Here is a 16,441-nt window from a genome sequence, read left to right on the forward strand (position 1 = left end):
TTATGACACGTGTTCTTCTGACCGGAGCCAGTGGCTTTGTCGGGGCTGCGGTTCAGGCTCGTCTGCTGAGTGATCCGGGGTACGCGGTGCGTTCGGTCTATCGGCGCCTACCCTTGCAGCCATTCGCGCGTCTTGAGGTCTTTCAGGTCCCGGGACTTGAACCGCACAACGACTGGCAGCCGGCGCTTGAAGGGGTTGACGTGGTCATCCACTGTGCGGCTCGGGTCCATGTCATGGACGAGCGTGAATCCGACCCGCTGGAGGCTTTCCGGCGCGTGAATGTGCGCGGGACATTGCGTTTGGCAGAACAAGCGGCAGCGGCCGGTGTTCGCCGTTTCATCTACCTGAGTTCGATCAAGGTCAACGGTGAGGGCACGTTACCGGGTTGCCCTTACACGGCAGATGACGTGCCTGCTCCAATAGATCCCTATGGCATTTCCAAGTTGGAGGCGGAGCACGTATTGCTGAAGCTCGCCGCCGAAACGCAGATGGAAGTCGTGATTATTCGTCCGGTGCTGGTGTACGGCCCAGGGGTGAAAGCCAACTTTCGCAGCATGATGGCCTGGCTCAATCGTGGCGTGCCTTTGCCGCTGGGGGCTGTCAGCAACAAACGAAGCCTGGTGGCGTTGGACAATCTGGTCGACCTTATAGTGACGTGTGCACACCATCCTGGCGCTGCGAATCAAGTGTTTTTGGTGAGCGACGATGAAGACCTGTCTACCACTGAATTGCTGCGGCGCATGGCGCGGGCATTGGGTCAGCCAGCGCGTCTGTTGCCACTGCCAATGTGGCTGTTGAGTGGCCTCGCGCAATTGCTTGGAAAAAAAGCCTTATCCCAACGTCTGTGTGGATCGCTTCAGGTCGACATCAACAAAACCAAGGCATTGCTTGAATGGACCCCGGTGATCAGTGTGAATGGGGCTCTTGAAAAAACGGCAAAAGACTTTCTGGAGCATTGAGCGTGGAAGGCAAGGGGGGTGGGCAATCCGAAAGTCGAACGAAGGGATCTCGGGCAATGCGTGAGCGTTTATTAAATTTGCCGCGTAGCTACAAGCGTGTCTTGCAGTTAATGGTTGATGTGCTGCTGGTCTGGTTTGCACTGTGGCTGTCGTTTGTCGTGAGACTGGGGATTGAGCGACCCATCAACCCGTTCGGTGATTACGCGTGGTTGTTTATCGCCGCCCCCATCATTTCTGTGCCTATTTTTATCCGGTTTGGCCTTTATCGCGCGGTGATGCGCTATTTCGGCAATGAAGCGTTGGTCAGTATCTTTAAAGCCGTGGCGTTGTCGTCGCTGGTATTAACCGTCTATGTCTATTTGTACCGGCCTAACGTATTGGTGCCACGTTCGTTGATCATCAACTTCTGGTGGCTGAGTTTGCTGATGATCGGCGGATTACGGTTGTTCATGCGCCAGTATTTTCTCGGCGACTGGTTCCTAGCCGGTCAGCATGTGCCTTTTCTACGCCAAGACGATGATGCCACCAAGGTCGCTGTCTATGGGGGGGGCGCCGCAGGTAATCAATTGGTCGCGGCGCTGCGCTCGGACAAATCAATGCGGCCGGTTGCGATCATCGACGACGACGCGAGTATCGCGCGGCGGGTCATCGCCGGGCTTAAGGTTTACCCGTCTTCTGATATTGAGCAGATGATCGAGGAGACCGGCGCCACCGAAGTACTGTTGGCTATTCCATCGGCCTCGCGTGCTCGACGCCGTGAGATTCTGGCTGGACTTGAGTGTTATCCGGTACACGTGCGTACGATCCCCGGGTTCATGGACCTGGCCAATGGTCGCGTCAGTGTCAGTGATCTGCAGGAGGTTGATATTGTCGATCTGCTCGGTCGCGATCCTGTTGCGGCGCAACAGGCTTTGTTCGAGCGCTGCATCCGCAATCATGTTGTCCTTGTGACCGGGGCCGGCGGCTCCATTGGCTCGGAGTTATGCAGGCAAATCCTTACCAGTCAGCCGACGGCGCTGATCCTGTTTGAACACAGTGAATTCAATCTCTACAGCATTCAGACTGAACTTGAGAAGCTGATCCAGGATGAAGGGTTGAACCTGGAGTTGGTGCCGATCCTGGGTTCGATTCGCAACAGTGAGCGTTTACTGGATGTCATGCATACCTGGAAGGTTAATACGGTTTATCACGCAGCCGCCTACAAACACGTACCCATCGTCGAACATAACGTCGCTGAGGGTGTGTTGAATAATGTCCTCGGGACATTGCTTACCGCGCAGGCTGCGGTGCAAGCAGGTGTAGAACACTTTGTGTTGATCTCCACCGACAAGGCGGTGCGGCCGACCAACATCATGGGGTGTACCAAGCGATTGGCTGAGATGACCTTGCAGGCGCTCAGTCGGGAGCCCGAACCGCTGTTGTTCGGTGAGCACGAGACGCAACCCTGCACCAACAAGACACGCTTTACCATGGTGCGTTTCGGTAATGTGCTGGGCTCGTCGGGCTCCGTCATTCCGTTGTTTCGGGAGCAGATAAAGAGCGGTGGCCCGATTACAGTGACCCACCCGAACATGACCCGCTATTTCATGACCATTCCCGAAGCTGCGCAGTTGGTCATTCAAGCAGGCGCCATGGGGCAGGGCGGTGACGTGTTTGTGCTCGATATGGGGCAACCGGTAAAGATTGCCGACTTGGCTGAAAAGATGGTTCACCTGTCGGGCCTGTCATTGCGTAGTCATGAGAAGCCTAACGGAGATATCGCGATTGAGTTCACTGGACTGCGTCGCGGTGAAAAGCTCTATGAAGAATTGCTGATTGGGGACAACGTATCGCCGACCGAGCACGCGATGATCATGCGCGCCGATGAGGAGCACCTGTCATGGGAGCCATTCAAACTGGCAATCTCGGCACTGCTGGATGCCGTCGCTGCGGATGATTATGTCCAACTGCGCGAGTTGCTCGGCGCGACGGTGAGTGGCTACGTGCCCGAGTGCCAGATTGTCGATCTGATTCACCGGCGCCGTCAGGAAAATGCTGACGGCCTTTGAGTCACACAGAAATTGAATCGTCATTTTCTGGGGTGTGTATAAGGCCGACACATCAGTACCAATAAGAAATGTATGTTTTTGGAGTTGTTCGGATAATGAACTATTGGTGGCTGGTTCCGGCATTGACCGGGCTTTCTTTTTTTCTGACCGCTGCCCTGCGTCGCTATGCGTTGTCGCGAAAAATGCTCGATATTCCCAATGGGCGCAGTTCGCACTCCATACCCACACCGCGTGGCGGTGGCGTGGCGATTGTACTGAGCTATATCGTGGCGTTGCTCGGCATGTTTGTGGGAGGCCTGATACCTCCCACGTTGTTTTACGCATTAACCGGCGCAGGTGTGTTGACTGCCGTTGTTGGTTTTTTGGATGACCATGGGCATATAGCCGCGCGCTGGCGACTGTTGGCGCACTTTACGTCGGCGATATGGGCGGTGGTGTGGCTGGGAGGGTTGCCGGCTATAAGCCTGTACGGCGTTAATGTTGATATCAGTTGGGTTGGGTATTTTTTCGCGGTCGTTTATTTGGTGTGGATGCTTAATCTTTATAACTTTATGGATGGCATCGATGGCATCGCCGGTGTTGAAGCGGTGACGGTTTGTCTGTCTGGCTGTCTCTTATATTGGATCAACGACACGCCGGCGCACGCTTGGTCATTAGTTGCTCTGGCCAGTTGTGTTGCAGGGTTTTTACTCTGGAACTTTCCGCCAGCCAAGATATTCATGGGCGATGCCGGGAGTGGATTTCTTGGCATGGCATTGGGCGTTCTATCGCTGCAGGCGGCCTGGGTCTCTCCCAAGTTCTTTTGGGCTTGGCTGATACTCCTTGGCGTGTTCATTGTAGATGCTACATTCACCTTGTTACGCCGTCTGGTACGAGGAGATAAAGTCTACGAAGCCCACCGTAGCCATGCATACCAGTTCGCGTCACGCCGTTTTGGTGCCCATTTGCCTGTGACTCTGGCAGTAGGAGCAATCAACATTTTGTGGCTATTGCCTGCGGCACTGTGCGTTGTTATCTACGATTTGGACGGTGCGGCAGTATTGACAGTGGCCTATGTGCCGCTGGTTTTATTGGCAGTCAAGTTTCGGGCTGGTGAGTTGGAACGCAGCAGTGTGTAATTGAGGTCGTACCGAATGCTACTTGGTGTAAGTGCAATAACCAAATAGCAAAGCTGCTACATCACATCCTGTAATGAACACGTTTTTGACAGTTGCCTGATATCACCTAAGTTTGAAAAGCAGCTTCGGAAAGCTGCTTTTCTCTCAACGATGTCATGGAGCGTCACCAATGCAGAACACCTACATTTCTTCCCTTATTTTCGCCTTCCTCACCACCCTCTCCGTCGCCACCAACGCAGCCCCGTCCATCAAACCCGAAGCCCCAACCCCCATCACCGCCCAGATGACCCAGGTCGAGCAATCCGCCAAGGTCAACCTGAACGCCGCCGATGCCGAAACCCTGCGTCGTGACTTGTTCGGTATTGGCGCCGCTAAAGCCAAGGCGATCATCGCCTATCGCGAAAGCAATGGTCCGTTCACGGCGGTGGATGAGTTGTTGGAAGTGAAGGGTATCGGCAAGGCGTTGCTGGAGAAGAATCGCGATAGGCTGGCTATCAACTGAACCACCCAAGAGGCCGATCATTGATCGGCCTTTTTATCCTCCGGGTTCTGCGTTTTCAGGCTTTCGCGCACGACGTCCATGATGCGTCTCGCCAATTTAGGGTCTTCAACACTCCTGGCCAGTACTAATGCGCCCACCAGTGTCGACATCATCACCAGGCTCTTTGCATCGCAACGCCCCTCTCCCAACGCCGTTTCTATTTGCTTTAGCCTTGCGTCGAGCACCTGGTCCGTTGTCGCACTGGGTTGGCCTCTCAGTCCCAGCTCTGAAGACATCGTTGGCAACGGGCAGCCCTGGTCCGGGGAGGTCAGGTGCCATTCAGACAGGTAACTGTCGATAAATGCGTCCAGCGGCCGTTCCTGGCTGAACAGCATGTCGCAATGGGCATCCAGGTCTGCAGCCGCCGCTTGCAGGGCTGTCTCCACCAATTCGCCCTTGGATTTGAAATGCGCGTAAAAGCCGCCGTGAGTCAGGTTCAACGCTTTCATCAGTGGCTGCAGGCCGGTGGCGTCGATGCCGTCGCGGCGAAAGCGTGCAGACGCTTCCTTGATGATGCGTTGGTGGGTTTGGGCTTTGTGGTTTTGTGAATAACGCATCGGGCAGCCTCGGTTGCAGGCTGGCATTTTAACCAACTTGAGCTTTTTTACACTTTTGTCGGCGTTTAGCGCGTTGGCATGAAATGTGATTACGTCTGGATGGAAGATTGTTCAACAATCGCGAGATGATTTTGTTGTTCCATCGGCCTATCGTCGGATTGATGCGCCGGCCCCTGTTCGACGAGTTATTTGCCCAGGTCAGCGCCGGGCCTGTTACCCATCCCTGATCGAGGATCTGCACCATGTACAAAGACTATCCGGCCGCTTACCAGGTCAGCAAAGGCTCGGCGCTGCAGGTCGACACGGCATTCTATGAGCGTATTCGTGATCGGGCGGATCAACGCACGCTCATCGAGCAGTTCGAGGTACCGATTCGTACCGGCCGGGCCTGGAAGGTGCCCGCCGGGCATGTGTTTCGTGTCACCACGCCGGTGGGCCCGCAGGTGGGCGACTTTAACGTGTGGAACGCCAACGATCCCCGTGAACGTCTCTGGGCCGCACGCACCCGCCAATTGCAGGGTGCCCATGTCAGTACCCATGACCGTTTATGGTCGAACCTGCCGTTCCTGCGACCTTTGGTCACCATCACCGATGACAGCCTGGCCAGTTACGGCATCGATGAGCACGGCGGGCGTCTGCATGACTTGCTCGGTACGCGCTGCGATCCCTATGTGAACCGCATGCTCACCGGCGAGGACTTCCATCACCATTGCCACTCAAACCTGACCCGCGCGGTATTACCCCACGGTCTGACGGAATTTGACGTGCATGACGTGCTGAATATTTTCCAGTGCACGGGCCTCAATCACGACGACATGTATTTCATGAAAGCCTGCCCGGCGCAGAAGGGCGATTACCTGGAGTTCTTTGCCGAGATTGATTTGCTCTGCGCGCTGTCGACGTGCCCGGGCGGGGATTTGTCCCTGCCGATGTGGGGGCCGGATGCGCAGGATCCGCTGACGGTGTGCCGTCCGTTGGGGGTTGAGATTTATCGGTTGGAGGACGAGTTGCTGGACGGCTGGAGCCAGCCGGAGCGTGCTGCCTATAAAGGGCAGCACGGGTTGCAGATTGCCAAGGCGGATTGGGAGTAAACGGTCCTAGCGATCCTGCGCGTCCTTGGCGTCCGCCTGGGCGTTGCGCTCGGCCACGCGTTTGCGTTGTTCGTCGGTGAGTTCCACCTTGTTGGCGCTGTCACGCAGCATCATCAGCCCTCCGACGATCGACCCGATCGCAACTACCATAATCAACCACGCATACCACGGCATAAGGCTCTCCTTGAGGCAGATTACCGTCGGAGAATTTTCCCACGGTAATAACTACTTTGAGTGACGGGCTTTCTGAGTAGTTCAGTGTAGGCCCGTTCTGCCTCGAAACCTTAGAGCCCGGTCAACATTGCGTCTGCCGGCGCATCGGCACGATCCTGTGCGGTCATCTGGAAGTAGATGAAACCCACCGCCATAAAACCGAGGAAGATCAGCCCGATCAGCGTGTTGAACCACGCCATGGCCACCAGGCACACCACGGCCAGCGCCAGCGCAATGCCGGGCACGATCGGATAACCCGGCGCGCGGAAGGTACGTTCCAGCAGCGGCTCGGTCTTACGCAGTTTGAACAGGCTGAGCATGCTCATGATGTACATCACAATCGCACCGAACACCGCCATGGTGATCATCGCCGCGGTCAATGTCATGCCACCCAGGTTGATCAGGCCATCGCTGTAGATGGCGGCGATGCCGACCACGCCACCGGCGATGATTGCCCGGTGTGGTGTCTGAAAGCGCGATAATTTGGCGAGGAAGGAGGGCAGGTAACCGGCGCGGGCCAGGGCGAAGAACTGGCGCGAGTAGCCCAGGATAATGCCGTGGAAGCTCGCCACCAGGCCGAACAGGCCGATCCAGACCAGCATGTGCAGCCAGCCGGAGTTGTCGCCCACCACGGTTTTCATCGCCTGCGGCAGTGGATCGTTGATGTTCGACAGGGTGCGCCAGTCGCCCACGCCGCCGGCGAAGAACATCACGCCCATGGCCAGGATCACCAGGGTCAGGATGCCGCTGATGTAGGCCTTTGGAATGGTGCGCTTCGGATCTTTCGCTTCCTCGGCCGCCATGGCCGCGCCTTCGATGGCCAGGAAGAACCAGATGGCAAACGGAATCGCCGCGAACATCCCGGCAATCGCCGGGGCGCCGAAGGTATCGGAACCGGCCCAGCCGTTCAGGGCAAAGTTGCTGAAGCTGAACGCGGGCGCGACCACGCCCATGAACACCAGCAGCTCGGCGACGGCGAGCACGCACACCACCAGCTCGAAGGTCGCGGCCAGTTTTACGCCGAGAATATTCAGCCCCATGAACACGATGTAGGCACCGACGGCCGCATGCTTGGGGTCCAGGGCCGGGAACTGCACATTCAGATACGCGCCGATCGCCAGGGCGATGGCAGGCGGGGCGAAGACAAATTCGATCAGGGTGGCGAGGCCTGCGATCAAGCCGCCTTTCTCCCCAAAGGCGCGACGACTGTAGGCAAACGGCCCGCCTGCGTGAGGAATGGCGGTAGTCAGCTCGGTGAAACTGAAGATAAAGCAGGTGTACATCGCTGCGACCATCAACGAGGTCACCAGGAAGCCCAAGGTCCCGGCCACGCCCCAGCCGTAGCTCCAGCCGAAGTATTCCCCGGAAATCACCAGCCCGACGGCAATGCCCCATAAATGCAGGGTGCCCAAGGTGGGTTTGAGTTGTGTGTTCATCGTGCTGCGCTCCCTGAACGGTTTGGAATGATTCAAGGTGTTGCAGCGGCCATGCCAGCCTGAGAATCATTGTCGTAAAGCGGCGCAACTGTCGTGTGGGGGATGGTTTGGCGTTTGAAATTTGCCGGTGTCGCACCAGATAGGTGCGGCGGTGGCGGTGCCGGCGCTATCGGGAGCAAGCCCCCTGCCACAGGTTGACTGGCGCTCGGCATGACAACGCGGTCAAGTGTGGGAGGGGGCTTGCTCCCGATAGCGCCCGCCCAGACGCCAAATACCCCCCTGTAAACCCCGCATAAACCCACTCTTTACGCCATCTTTACGCCCCGCCCAGCCCGTCGCTCTCGTTCCTTTACGCCACTCCTGCGGACAATTGCCCCACACGCGGCACTCGCCGCTAAACGGAGAGACTTCCATGAGCGTTCTGGACGGGGTGTCACTGCTATTGGCCGTGGCGCTGTTCATTTATCTGCTGGTTGCGCTGTTACGCGCGGATCGGAACTAGGAGCTGGCCATGCACAGTTATGACTATTGGCTGATCATTGCCTTCTTTGCCGTGGTACTGGTGCCGGCACCGTTCCTGGGGCGGTTCTACTACAAGGTGATGGAAGGCCAGCGCACGTGGCTGAGCCCGGTGCTGGGGCCTGTCGAAAAAGCCTGTTATCGCCTGTCGGGGGTGGATGAACATCAGGAACAAAGCTGGCAGAAATACATGCTGGCCTTGCTCGCGTTCAACCTCGCGGGCTTTTTGCTGTTGTTCGCGATCCTGCTGTTCCAGGACTATCTCCCACTGAACCCGCAGAAATTGCCGGGCCAGGAATGGACCCTGGCCTTCAATACTGCGGTCAGTTTCATGACCAACACCAACTGGCAGTCCTACAGCGGTGAGGCATCCCTGAGCTACCTCAGCCAGATGGCTGGCCTGACCGTGCAGAACTTCGTCAGTGCGGCCACCGGCCTGGCCGTCCTGGTCGCGCTGTGCCGTGGGATCGGGCGCAAATCCGCCAGGACCCTGGGTAACTTCTGGGTCGACATGACCCGCGCCACGCTCTACGGCCTGCTGCCGTTGTGCCTGGTGCTGGCGCTGTTCCTGGTGTGGCAGGGCGTACCGCAAACCTTCGCGCACTATGTGGATGCCGTGACCCTGCAAGGCGTGGATCAAGTGATTCCCCTGGGCCCGGCAGCCAGCCAGATTGCGATCAAGCAACTGGGCACTAACGGCGGCGGCTTCTTCGGCGTCAACTCGGCGCACCCGTTTGAAGACCCGACCGCCTGGGCCAACCTGTTCGAAGTGGCTTCGATCATCCTGATCCCGGTGGCGTTGGTATTCACCTTCGGCCACTACGTGAAAGACCTGCGTCAGAGCCGCGCGATCCTTGGCTGCATGCTGGCGCTGTTCCTGATCGGCGGCGCCACTTCCCTGTGGTCCGAATACCAGCCCAACCCGACCTTGAACAACCCGGCCGTCGAGCAGACCGCACCGCTGGAAGGCAAGGAGGCGCGCTTCGGCACCACCGGCACCGTGTTGTGGTCGGTGACCACCACCGCGGCGTCCAACGGTTCCGTTAACGGCATGCAAGACAGCCTCAACCCCCTCAGTGGGATGGTGGCGCTGGTCAACATGATGGTCGGCGAAGTGATCTTCGGCGGCGTCGGCGCCGGTATGTACGGCATGTTGCTCAACGTGTTGATCGCGGTGTTCCTGGCCGGCCTGATGATCGGCCGCACCCCGGAATACCTGGGCAAGAAACTCCAGGCCAAGGAAGTGCAACTGCTGGTTGTGACCCTGCTGGTGATGCCGGTGGGCGTGCTGGTATTGGGGGCCATCGCCGCGAGCCTGCCCGGCCCTGCTGGCGCCATCAGTAACCCTGGCCCTCACGGTTTCAGCCAGTTGCTGTACGCCTACACCTCGGCCAGCGCCAACAACGGCTCGGCGTTCGGTGGTTTCAGTGCCAACACGCCGTTCCACAACCTGATGCTGGGCCTGGGCATGTTGATCGGCCGCTTCGGCTACATCCTCCCGGTACTGGCCCTGGCTGGCAGCCTGGCGATGAAGAAGACCGCACCGATTGGCCAGAACAGCTTCCCGACCCATGGTCCGCTGTTCGTGACCCTGTTGACCGTGACTATTTTGCTGGTGGGCGGCCTGACTTTCCTGCCGACGCTGGCGCTGGGGCCCATCGCTGAACACTTGAGCATGGGCTTCTAAAAAGGGGATATGAACATGAATATGCCTGCAAAAAACGCGGCCCCGGTCAAAACCCAGGAACCCGCCAAAACCGCCGTCTCTGCCCTGTGGCGCCCGGCGCTGGTCCAGGCGTTCGTCAAGCTGGATCCGCGCCAGCTGCAACGCTCGCCGGTGATGCTGGTGGTCGAGCTGACCGCCATCCTCACCACCGTGCTGTGCTTTGTGCCCGACACCGCCGTACCGACGTATGTGGCCGTGCAAATCGCCGTGTGGCTGTGGTTCACCGTGCTGTTCGCCAACTTCGCCGAAGCCTTGGCCGAAGGGCGTGGCAAGGCCCGTGCCGACAGCCTCAAGGCCGGCAGCGAAGGCCTGAGCGCACGGCGTAAGGAAGCCGATGGCAGCTTCAAGGTCGTGCCGGCCACCAGCCTGCGTAAAGGTGATGTGGTGCGTGTGGCCGCCGGGGAAATGATCCCCGGCGACGGCGAGGTCATCGAAGGCATCGCAGCGGTCAACGAAGCGGCGATCACCGGTGAATCCGCACCGGTGATCCGCGAGTCCGGCGGCGATCGCTCGGCCGTCACCGGCAACACGCGGCTGGTCTCGGACTGGCTGCTGATCCGCATCACCGCCAACCCTGGCGAGTCCACCCTGGACCGCATGATCGCCCTGGTCGAAGGCGCCAAACGCCAGAAAACCCCCAACGAAGTCGCGCTGGATATCCTGCTGATCGGCCTGACCCTGATCTTCCTGCTGGTTGTCGTGACCTTGCAGCCGTTCGCCCACTTCGCCAACGGCAGCTTGCCCCTGGTGTTTTTGGTCGCACTGCTGGTGACGCTGATTCCTACCACCATCGGCGGCTTGTTGTCGGCCATCGGTATTGCCGGCATGGACCGCCTGGTGCGCCTCAATGTGATCGCCAAGTCCGGCCGTGCCGTGGAAGCGGCCGGTGACGTGCACGTGTTGCTGCTGGACAAGACCGGCACCATCACCTTCGGTAACCGTCGGTGCGCGGCGGTGGTTGCGGCGCCTGGCGTCAGCGGCAAGGAAGTGGCCGAAGGTGCGTTGTTTGCCTCTTTGGCCGATGACACGGCAGAAGGCAAATCCATTGTCGAATACCTGCGGGCTCTGCACCCGCAGGCCGAGCCATCCCTGGATGAACTCACCGCCGTACCGTTCAGCGCCGAGACCCGCTTGTCCGGTGTCGATTACCAGGGTCGCGTGTTCCGCAAAGGCGCAGTGGATTCGTTGCTGGCGTTTATCGGCCAGCCACGCGGCGACCTGCAACCGGCATTGGCGCGGGAAATCGACAAGATCGCCCAGAGCGGTGGCACGCCCTTGCTGGTGTGTGCCGACGGCAAATTGCTCGGTGCGATCCACCTCAAGGACGTGGTCAAGCCCGGTATCCGCGAACGTTTCGCCGAGCTGCGCAAGCTGGGCATTCGCACCGTGATGGTCACCGGTGACAACCCGCTGACGGCCGCTGCGATCGCTGCCGAAGCCGGTGTGGATGACGTGCTGGCCGAAGCGACCCCGGAGAAAAAACTCGCCCGCATCCGTCACGAGCAAAACGACGGCCGCCTGGTGGCGATGTGCGGCGACGGTGCCAACGACGCCCCGGCACTGGCCCAGGCGGACGTCGGCATGGCGATGAACGACGGCACCCAGGCCGCCCGCGAGGCCGCCAACATGGTCGACCTCGACAGCGACCCCACCAAGCTGCTGGACGTGGTGCAGATCGGCAAAGAGTTGCTGGTGACTCGCGGCGCGTTGACCACCTTTTCCATCGCCAATGATGTGGCCAAGTACTTCGCGATCCTGCCGGCGTTGTTCGCCTCGATCTACCCGCAGTTGGGCGTGCTCAACGTGATGCACTTGCAGAGCCCCCAGAGCGCGATTCTCTCGGCCATCGTCTTCAACGCGCTGATCATCGTGGTGCTGATTCCCCTGGCGCTGCGCGGTGTGCGTGTGCAGGCCGCGAGTGCGGCGGCGTTGCTGCGGCGCAACCTGCTGATCTATGGCCTGGGCGGGTTGCTGGTGCCGTTCGTGGGCATCAAGGCGATCGACATGCTGCTGACCGCGCTGCACCTGGTGTGACCCGATGCCTGTGGGCGCCACCCCGGTGCCCACAGGTTGCAAAGACCGAATTGAGGAATTTGAAATGTCCAACATAATCCGCCCGGCCCTGAGCCTGCTGGTGCTTATGACCCTGATCACCGGCGTGGCCTACCCACTGGTGGTGACCGGTGTCGCCCAAGTCGCTTTCCCGGACCAGGCCAATGGCAGCCTGGTGCGCGATGCCGGCGGCAAGGTGCGTGGCTCCAGCCTGATCGCCCAGGAGTTTACCGGTGACAGCTGGTTCCATCCGCGCCCTTCGGCGGGGGCCTTTGCGACGGTTTCCAGCAGCGCCAGTAACCTCGGCCCCAGCAACCCGGCCTTGGCCACCCGCGTGTTCGATGACGCGAACAAACAGTTGGTGCCCGGCCAGGGCCCGGTGCCTTTGGTGTCGCTGACTACCTCCGGCAGCGGTCTTGATCCACACTTGCCACCCCAGGCGATTGCCTATCAACTGGCACGGGTGGCTGCCGCGCGAAATGTACCGGTGTCGACTCTGCAACGGTTGCTGGATGAACATATCGAAAGCCCGCTGGTGGGGCCGCCGGTGGTGAATGTGCTGACGCTGAACATGGCGTTGGAAAAGCTGTAACCCGATCAATACCTGAAGGACACTGCCCGCATGAGCGACTCCGGCCGCGCCGATGCCCTGCTAGCCGATCTACCCCGGGACGGCCGTGGCCGGCTCAAAGTTTTCCTCGGCGCCGCGCCGGGTGTGGGCAAGACCTACGCCATGCTCCAGGCTGCCCACACCCAACTGCGCCAGGGCGTCAAACTGATCGCCGGCGTGGTTGAAACCCACGGCCGAGCCGAGACCGAAGCCTTGCTCAGCGGCCTGCCGCAACAACCGTTGTTGCGCAGCGAATACCGTGGCGTGATGCTCGAAGAAATGGACCTCGATGGCCTGCTCGCCGCCAAGCCCAAGCTGGTGCTGGTGGACGAACTGGCCCACAGCAACGCCCCCGGCAGCCGCCATGAAAAGCGCTGGCAAGACATCCAGGAACTGCTCGCCGCCGGCATCAACGTGTTTACCACGGTCAACGTCCAGCACCTGGAAAGCCTGAATGACCAGGTCCGCGGTATCACCGGTGTGCAGGTCCGCGAAACCTTGCCGGATTGGGTGCTGCAGGAAGCCGACGAACTGCTGCTGATCGACCTGCCGTCCCGCGAACTGCTCGAGCGTCTGCGCGACGGCAAGGTGTATGTGCCGGAGCAGGCCCGCGCCGCCATCGATGCGTTCTTTACCCAGACCAACCTGATGGCCCTGCGCGAGCTGGCGATGCAGACCGCCGCCGCCCATGTCGACGACGATTTGGCCCAGGGTTATCGCCAGCTCGGCCAGGCGGCGCCGGCGGTGCGTGGGCGTTTGTTGGTGGGCGTGGATGGCGATGCGCAGGCCGAACGCCTGGTGCGCCATGCCAGCCGCGTCGCCCAGCGCCGGCATTTGCCGTGGAGCCTGGTGCATATCGACAACGGCCGTGCGCGGGATGAGCAGGCCCGTCTGCGCCTGCAAAACGCCCAGCAATTGGCCGAGCGTCTTGGTGGCGAAGTGGTGCTGCTGCGGGCAGGGGAGGTGGCCAAGACCTTGATCCAGCATGCCGCCGAACGCCGCGCCAGCCTGCTGTTGGTGGGGCAGTCGCGAATGCGTTGGCGGCGTCGCCTGTTCGGTGGCGGCTTGGCGGCGCGGTTGTTGCGTAATGCCCGGGGCTTGGAAATCAACGTCCTCGACAGCGACGATGTGCCCGCAGCCCCACGCTTGCCGGATGTGCGCGGCCTGGTGTGGTTCGATTACGCCTTGGCCGTGGTTGCGACCCTCGTCGCTGCCGCTGTGGCCTGGGCCGTGTCCAGCGTATTGCCGTTGCCGAATATCTCGCTGGTGTTTCTCGCCGCCGTGCTGCTGGTGGCGGTGCGCAGCAGCCTGGGGCCGTCCCTGGTGTGTGCGGCGTTGTCGTTCCTGACCTATGACTTCCTGTTTATCCCGCCGAATTTCTCCTTCGCCATCCAGCGCGAAGAGGACGTGCTGACGCTGTTGTTCTTCCTGCTGATGGCGGCGCTCACCGGCAATCTTGCCGCACGTCAGCGCCGGCAGTTGCAGGCATTGCGCGACACCCAGGAAGAAACCGGCGAACTGCTCGACCTGTCGCGCAAACTCACCGCCGCCACCGACCGCCAGGCGGTGATCAGTGCCGCCGCCCACCATCTGGAAGGCTGGAGCGACCTGGATCTGTGCCTGGTCAATCGCGACGGCCAGGGTGGCTGGAAAGTCGAGACCGGCGGCCCGCTGACCTTCACCGAAGCCGAACGGGCTGCGGCCGATTGGGCCTGGCAGCATGACCAGCCGGCAGGCATGGGCACCGGCACCTTGCCGTTCGGGCGCTGGTGGTGGTGGCCGTTGTCGGGCGAAGAAGGCCCGCTCGGGTTGCTCGGCGTCAGTGCCAAGCCGGGCCTGGAATTGAGCGGCCAACGCCGTCGCTTGCTCACCGCCTTGAGCCAGCCCCTGGCCCAGGCCCTGGCGCGGGCACAGTTGGCCCAGGAGCTGGAATCCGCCCGTTTGCATGGCGAAACCGAGCAACTGCGCAGTGCCTTGCTGGCGTCGGTGTCCCACGATTTGCGCACACCGTTGACTTCCATGCGCGGCAGTATCGACAGCCTGCTGGCGCTCGGCGAAGCCATCCCCCTGGTGGATCGCCGCGAGTTGCTCGAAGGTACCCGCGATGAGGCCGAGCGCCTGGACCGCTATATCCAGAACCTGCTGGACATGACGCGACTGGGCCATGGCGCGCTGAAGCTGGCGCGGGACTGGGTGTCGCCCGGCGATATTGTCGGCAGTGCGCTCGGGCGTTTGCGCGCGGTGCTGGCACCGCTGCAGGTGAGCACCGATGTGCCCGCGGAGTTGCCGCTACTCTATGTCCATGCCGCGTTGATCGAACAGGCACTGGTCAATGTATTGGAAAACGCCGCGCGCTTTTCACCGCCCCACGGTCGATTGCAACTGAGCGCCGGCGTCTCGGATAACCGATTGTTTTTCGCCGTGGCGGATGAGGGGCCCGGTATTCCTGAGGATGAGCGGGCGAAGATCTTCGACATGTTCTACACCGCCGCACGCGGTGATCGAGGCGGGCAGGGCACCGGCCTCGGCCTGGCGATCTGCCAGGGCATGGTCGGCGCCCATGGTGGGCATATCAGCGTGGCCGATGGCATTGAGGGGCGCGGTACCTGCATCACGCTGTTCCTGCCGTTGCCGACACAGCCTGGCCTGGAAGGCGAGGCGTGAGCTACCCTGTTTTCTCTACGGATTTTGATTGGACACCATGAGCCAGACCGCGACGATTTTAGTCATTGATGACGAACCGCAGATCCGCAAATTCCTGCGCATCAGCCTGGCCTCCCAAGGTTACAAAGTGATCGAGGCCGGCACCGGCAACGAAGGCCTGGCCCAGGCGGCGTTGAGCAAACCCGACTTGCTGGTGCTCGACCTGGGCCTGCCGGACATGGACGGCCAGCAGGTGTTGCGCGAGTTTCGTGAGTGGTCGACGGTGCCGGTGCTGGTGCTATCGGTGCGGGCCAGCGAAGAGCAGAAGGTCGAAGCCCTTGACGGTGGCGCCAATGATTATGTCACCAAGCCCTTCGGCATCCAGGAGTTCCTGGCCCGCGTGCGCGCCTTGTTGCGCCAGGCGCCTGTGGGCGAGACCCAGGAAGCGGCGCTGCAGTTTGGCCCGTTGACGGTGGACCTGGCCTATCGCCGCGTGCTGCTGGACGGCGCCGAGGTGGCACTGACCCGCAAGGAATACGCGGTGCTGGCACAACTGGCGCGGCATCCGGGGCGGGTGATTACCCAACAGCAACTGCTCAAGGATATCTGGGGTCCGACCCACACCGACGACAGTCACTACCTGCGGATTGTGGTGGGGCATCTGCGCCAGAAGCTGGCGGATGATCCGACCCAGCCGAGGTTTATCGTGACCGAGGCTGGAGTGGGGTATCGATTGTTGAGCGCCTGAGGCGATCTGTCAGCCTCTCTGTGGTTCTGTGGTTCTGTGGTTCTGTGGTTCTGTGGTTCTGTGGTTCTGTGGTGAGCGGGCTTGCCCCGCGCTGGGCTGCGCAGCAGCCCCAAAACCAGGCCCAAAGAAGTACCTGACACTGCGCGTTCCTCATTGAGTGGGGCCGCTGCGCAGCCCAAT

14 protein-coding genes are annotated in these 16,441 nt (G+C 60.5%); 11 read left to right on the forward strand and 3 right to left on the reverse strand.

What is annotated here, in order from left to right; translation table 11 throughout:
* Positions 1 to 2 precede the first annotated feature (2 nt).
* The 4 genes from J3D60_RS29925 (at position 3) to J3D60_RS29940 (ending at position 4,627) form a co-directional block, all read left to right on the forward strand.
* Complete coding sequence (locus J3D60_RS29925) at positions 3 to 959, forward strand: SDR family oxidoreductase (RefSeq protein ID WP_253493769.1); 957 nt, start codon at positions 3 to 5, stop codon at positions 957 to 959.
* Between the two features lie 56 nt (positions 960 to 1,015).
* Positions 1,016 to 3,007, forward strand: coding sequence for a nucleoside-diphosphate sugar epimerase/dehydratase (locus J3D60_RS29930; RefSeq protein ID WP_253493770.1), 1,992 nt, complete (start codon positions 1,016 to 1,018; stop codon positions 3,005 to 3,007).
* Positions 3,008 to 3,102: 95 nt separating this feature from the next.
* A complete protein-coding gene (locus tag J3D60_RS29935; RefSeq protein WP_253493771.1) occupies positions 3,103 to 4,125 on the forward strand; it encodes a glycosyltransferase family 4 protein in 1,023 nt (340 codons plus the stop codon).
* A gap of 169 nt (positions 4,126 to 4,294) precedes the next feature.
* Entirely contained in the window at positions 4,295 to 4,627 is a 333-nt protein-coding gene (locus tag J3D60_RS29940; RefSeq protein WP_053132534.1) for a helix-hairpin-helix domain-containing protein, read from the forward strand.
* Between the two features lie 17 nt (positions 4,628 to 4,644).
* On the opposite strand, the gene J3D60_RS29945 is transcribed toward J3D60_RS29940, so the two are convergent.
* The gene (locus tag J3D60_RS29945) at positions 4,645 to 5,223 is read right to left on the reverse strand and encodes a TetR/AcrR family transcriptional regulator (protein WP_223013944.1); all 579 of its coding nucleotides are present in this window, start codon (positions 5,221 to 5,223) and stop codon (positions 4,645 to 4,647) included.
* 242 nt (positions 5,224 to 5,465) lie between these two features.
* Here J3D60_RS29945 and J3D60_RS29950 point away from each other — a divergent pair, with 242 nt between their 5' ends.
* Positions 5,466 to 6,314 carry a DUF1989 domain-containing protein gene (locus tag J3D60_RS29950; RefSeq protein WP_253493772.1) on the forward strand — a complete coding sequence of 283 codons (849 nt, stop codon included), beginning with the start codon at positions 5,466 to 5,468 and terminating at the stop codon, positions 6,312 to 6,314.
* 6 nt (positions 6,315 to 6,320) lie between these two features.
* On the opposite strand, the gene J3D60_RS29955 is transcribed toward J3D60_RS29950, so the two are convergent.
* Both J3D60_RS29955 and eat read right to left on the reverse strand, forming a co-directional pair.
* Positions 6,321 to 6,488, reverse strand: a complete 168-nt coding sequence (locus J3D60_RS29955; protein ID WP_003172675.1) for a DUF2897 family protein — start codon at positions 6,486 to 6,488, stop codon at positions 6,321 to 6,323.
* A gap of 110 nt (positions 6,489 to 6,598) precedes the next feature.
* Positions 6,599 to 7,963, reverse strand: coding sequence for an ethanolamine permease (gene eat / locus J3D60_RS29960; RefSeq protein WP_027604147.1), 1,365 nt, complete (start codon positions 7,961 to 7,963; stop codon positions 6,599 to 6,601).
* 412 nt (positions 7,964 to 8,375) lie between these two features.
* Between eat and kdpF the strand changes: the two genes are divergently transcribed.
* The 6 genes from kdpF to J3D60_RS29990 all read left to right on the forward strand — a co-directional run bounded on the left by kdpF (position 8,376) and on the right by J3D60_RS29990 (position 16,261).
* Positions 8,376 to 8,465 (forward strand): K(+)-transporting ATPase subunit F, encoded by a 90-nt coding sequence (kdpF, locus tag J3D60_RS29965; protein WP_003218754.1) that lies wholly within the window; start codon positions 8,376 to 8,378, stop codon positions 8,463 to 8,465.
* 9 nt (positions 8,466 to 8,474) lie between these two features.
* The gene (gene kdpA / locus J3D60_RS29970; RefSeq protein WP_065928096.1) at positions 8,475 to 10,169 is read left to right on the forward strand and encodes a potassium-transporting ATPase subunit KdpA; all 1,695 of its coding nucleotides are present in this window, start codon (positions 8,475 to 8,477) and stop codon (positions 10,167 to 10,169) included.
* 15 nt (positions 10,170 to 10,184) lie between these two features.
* Positions 10,185 to 12,242 carry a potassium-transporting ATPase subunit KdpB gene (gene kdpB, locus J3D60_RS29975; RefSeq protein WP_027604145.1) on the forward strand — a complete coding sequence of 686 codons (2,058 nt, stop codon included), beginning with the start codon at positions 10,185 to 10,187 and terminating at the stop codon, positions 12,240 to 12,242.
* Between the two features lie 64 nt (positions 12,243 to 12,306).
* Positions 12,307 to 12,852 carry a potassium-transporting ATPase subunit KdpC gene (kdpC, locus tag J3D60_RS29980; protein ID WP_253493773.1) on the forward strand — a complete coding sequence of 182 codons (546 nt, stop codon included), beginning with the start codon at positions 12,307 to 12,309 and terminating at the stop codon, positions 12,850 to 12,852.
* Between the two features lie 30 nt (positions 12,853 to 12,882).
* Entirely contained in the window at positions 12,883 to 15,534 is a 2,652-nt protein-coding gene (locus tag J3D60_RS29985; RefSeq protein WP_253493774.1) for a sensor histidine kinase KdpD, read from the forward strand.
* A 37-nt stretch (positions 15,535 to 15,571) separates the two neighbouring features.
* Positions 15,572 to 16,261, forward strand: a complete 690-nt coding sequence (locus J3D60_RS29990) for a response regulator (protein ID WP_115486025.1) — start codon at positions 15,572 to 15,574, stop codon at positions 16,259 to 16,261.
* The last annotated feature ends 180 nt before the right edge of the window (positions 16,262 to 16,441 follow it).

It is taken from the genome of Pseudomonas sp. S3E17 (assembly GCF_024168685.1).
Taxonomy (GTDB): domain Bacteria; phylum Pseudomonadota; class Gammaproteobacteria; order Pseudomonadales; family Pseudomonadaceae; genus Aquipseudomonas; species Aquipseudomonas marginalis.

Bases quoted from the DNA above. Each gene is read 5' to 3' on its own strand.
- J3D60_RS29925 (WP_253493769.1), top strand. From the start codon at position 3: ATGACACGTGTTCTTCTGACCGGAGCCAGTGGCTTTGTCGGGGCTGCG.
- J3D60_RS29930 (WP_253493770.1), top strand. From the start codon at position 1,016: ATGCGTGAGCGTTTATTAAATTTGCCGCGTAGCTACAAGCGTGTCTTG.
- J3D60_RS29935 (WP_253493771.1), top strand. From the start codon at position 3,103: ATGAACTATTGGTGGCTGGTTCCGGCATTGACCGGGCTTTCTTTTTTT.
- J3D60_RS29940 (WP_053132534.1), top strand. From the start codon at position 4,295: ATGCAGAACACCTACATTTCTTCCCTTATTTTCGCCTTCCTCACCACC.
- J3D60_RS29945 (WP_223013944.1), bottom strand. From the start codon at position 5,223: ATGCGTTATTCACAAAACCACAAAGCCCAAACCCACCAACGCATCATC.
- J3D60_RS29950 (WP_253493772.1), top strand. From the start codon at position 5,466: ATGTACAAAGACTATCCGGCCGCTTACCAGGTCAGCAAAGGCTCGGCG.
- J3D60_RS29955 (WP_003172675.1), bottom strand. From the start codon at position 6,488: ATGCCGTGGTATGCGTGGTTGATTATGGTAGTTGCGATCGGGTCGATC.
- eat (WP_027604147.1), bottom strand. From the start codon at position 7,963: ATGAACACACAACTCAAACCCACCTTGGGCACCCTGCATTTATGGGGC.
- kdpF (WP_003218754.1), top strand. From the start codon at position 8,376: ATGAGCGTTCTGGACGGGGTGTCACTGCTATTGGCCGTGGCGCTGTTC.
- kdpA (WP_065928096.1), top strand. From the start codon at position 8,475: ATGCACAGTTATGACTATTGGCTGATCATTGCCTTCTTTGCCGTGGTA.
- kdpB (WP_027604145.1), top strand. From the start codon at position 10,185: ATGAATATGCCTGCAAAAAACGCGGCCCCGGTCAAAACCCAGGAACCC.
- kdpC (WP_253493773.1), top strand. From the start codon at position 12,307: ATGTCCAACATAATCCGCCCGGCCCTGAGCCTGCTGGTGCTTATGACC.
- J3D60_RS29985 (WP_253493774.1), top strand. From the start codon at position 12,883: ATGAGCGACTCCGGCCGCGCCGATGCCCTGCTAGCCGATCTACCCCGG.
- J3D60_RS29990 (WP_115486025.1), top strand. From the start codon at position 15,572: ATGAGCCAGACCGCGACGATTTTAGTCATTGATGACGAACCGCAGATC.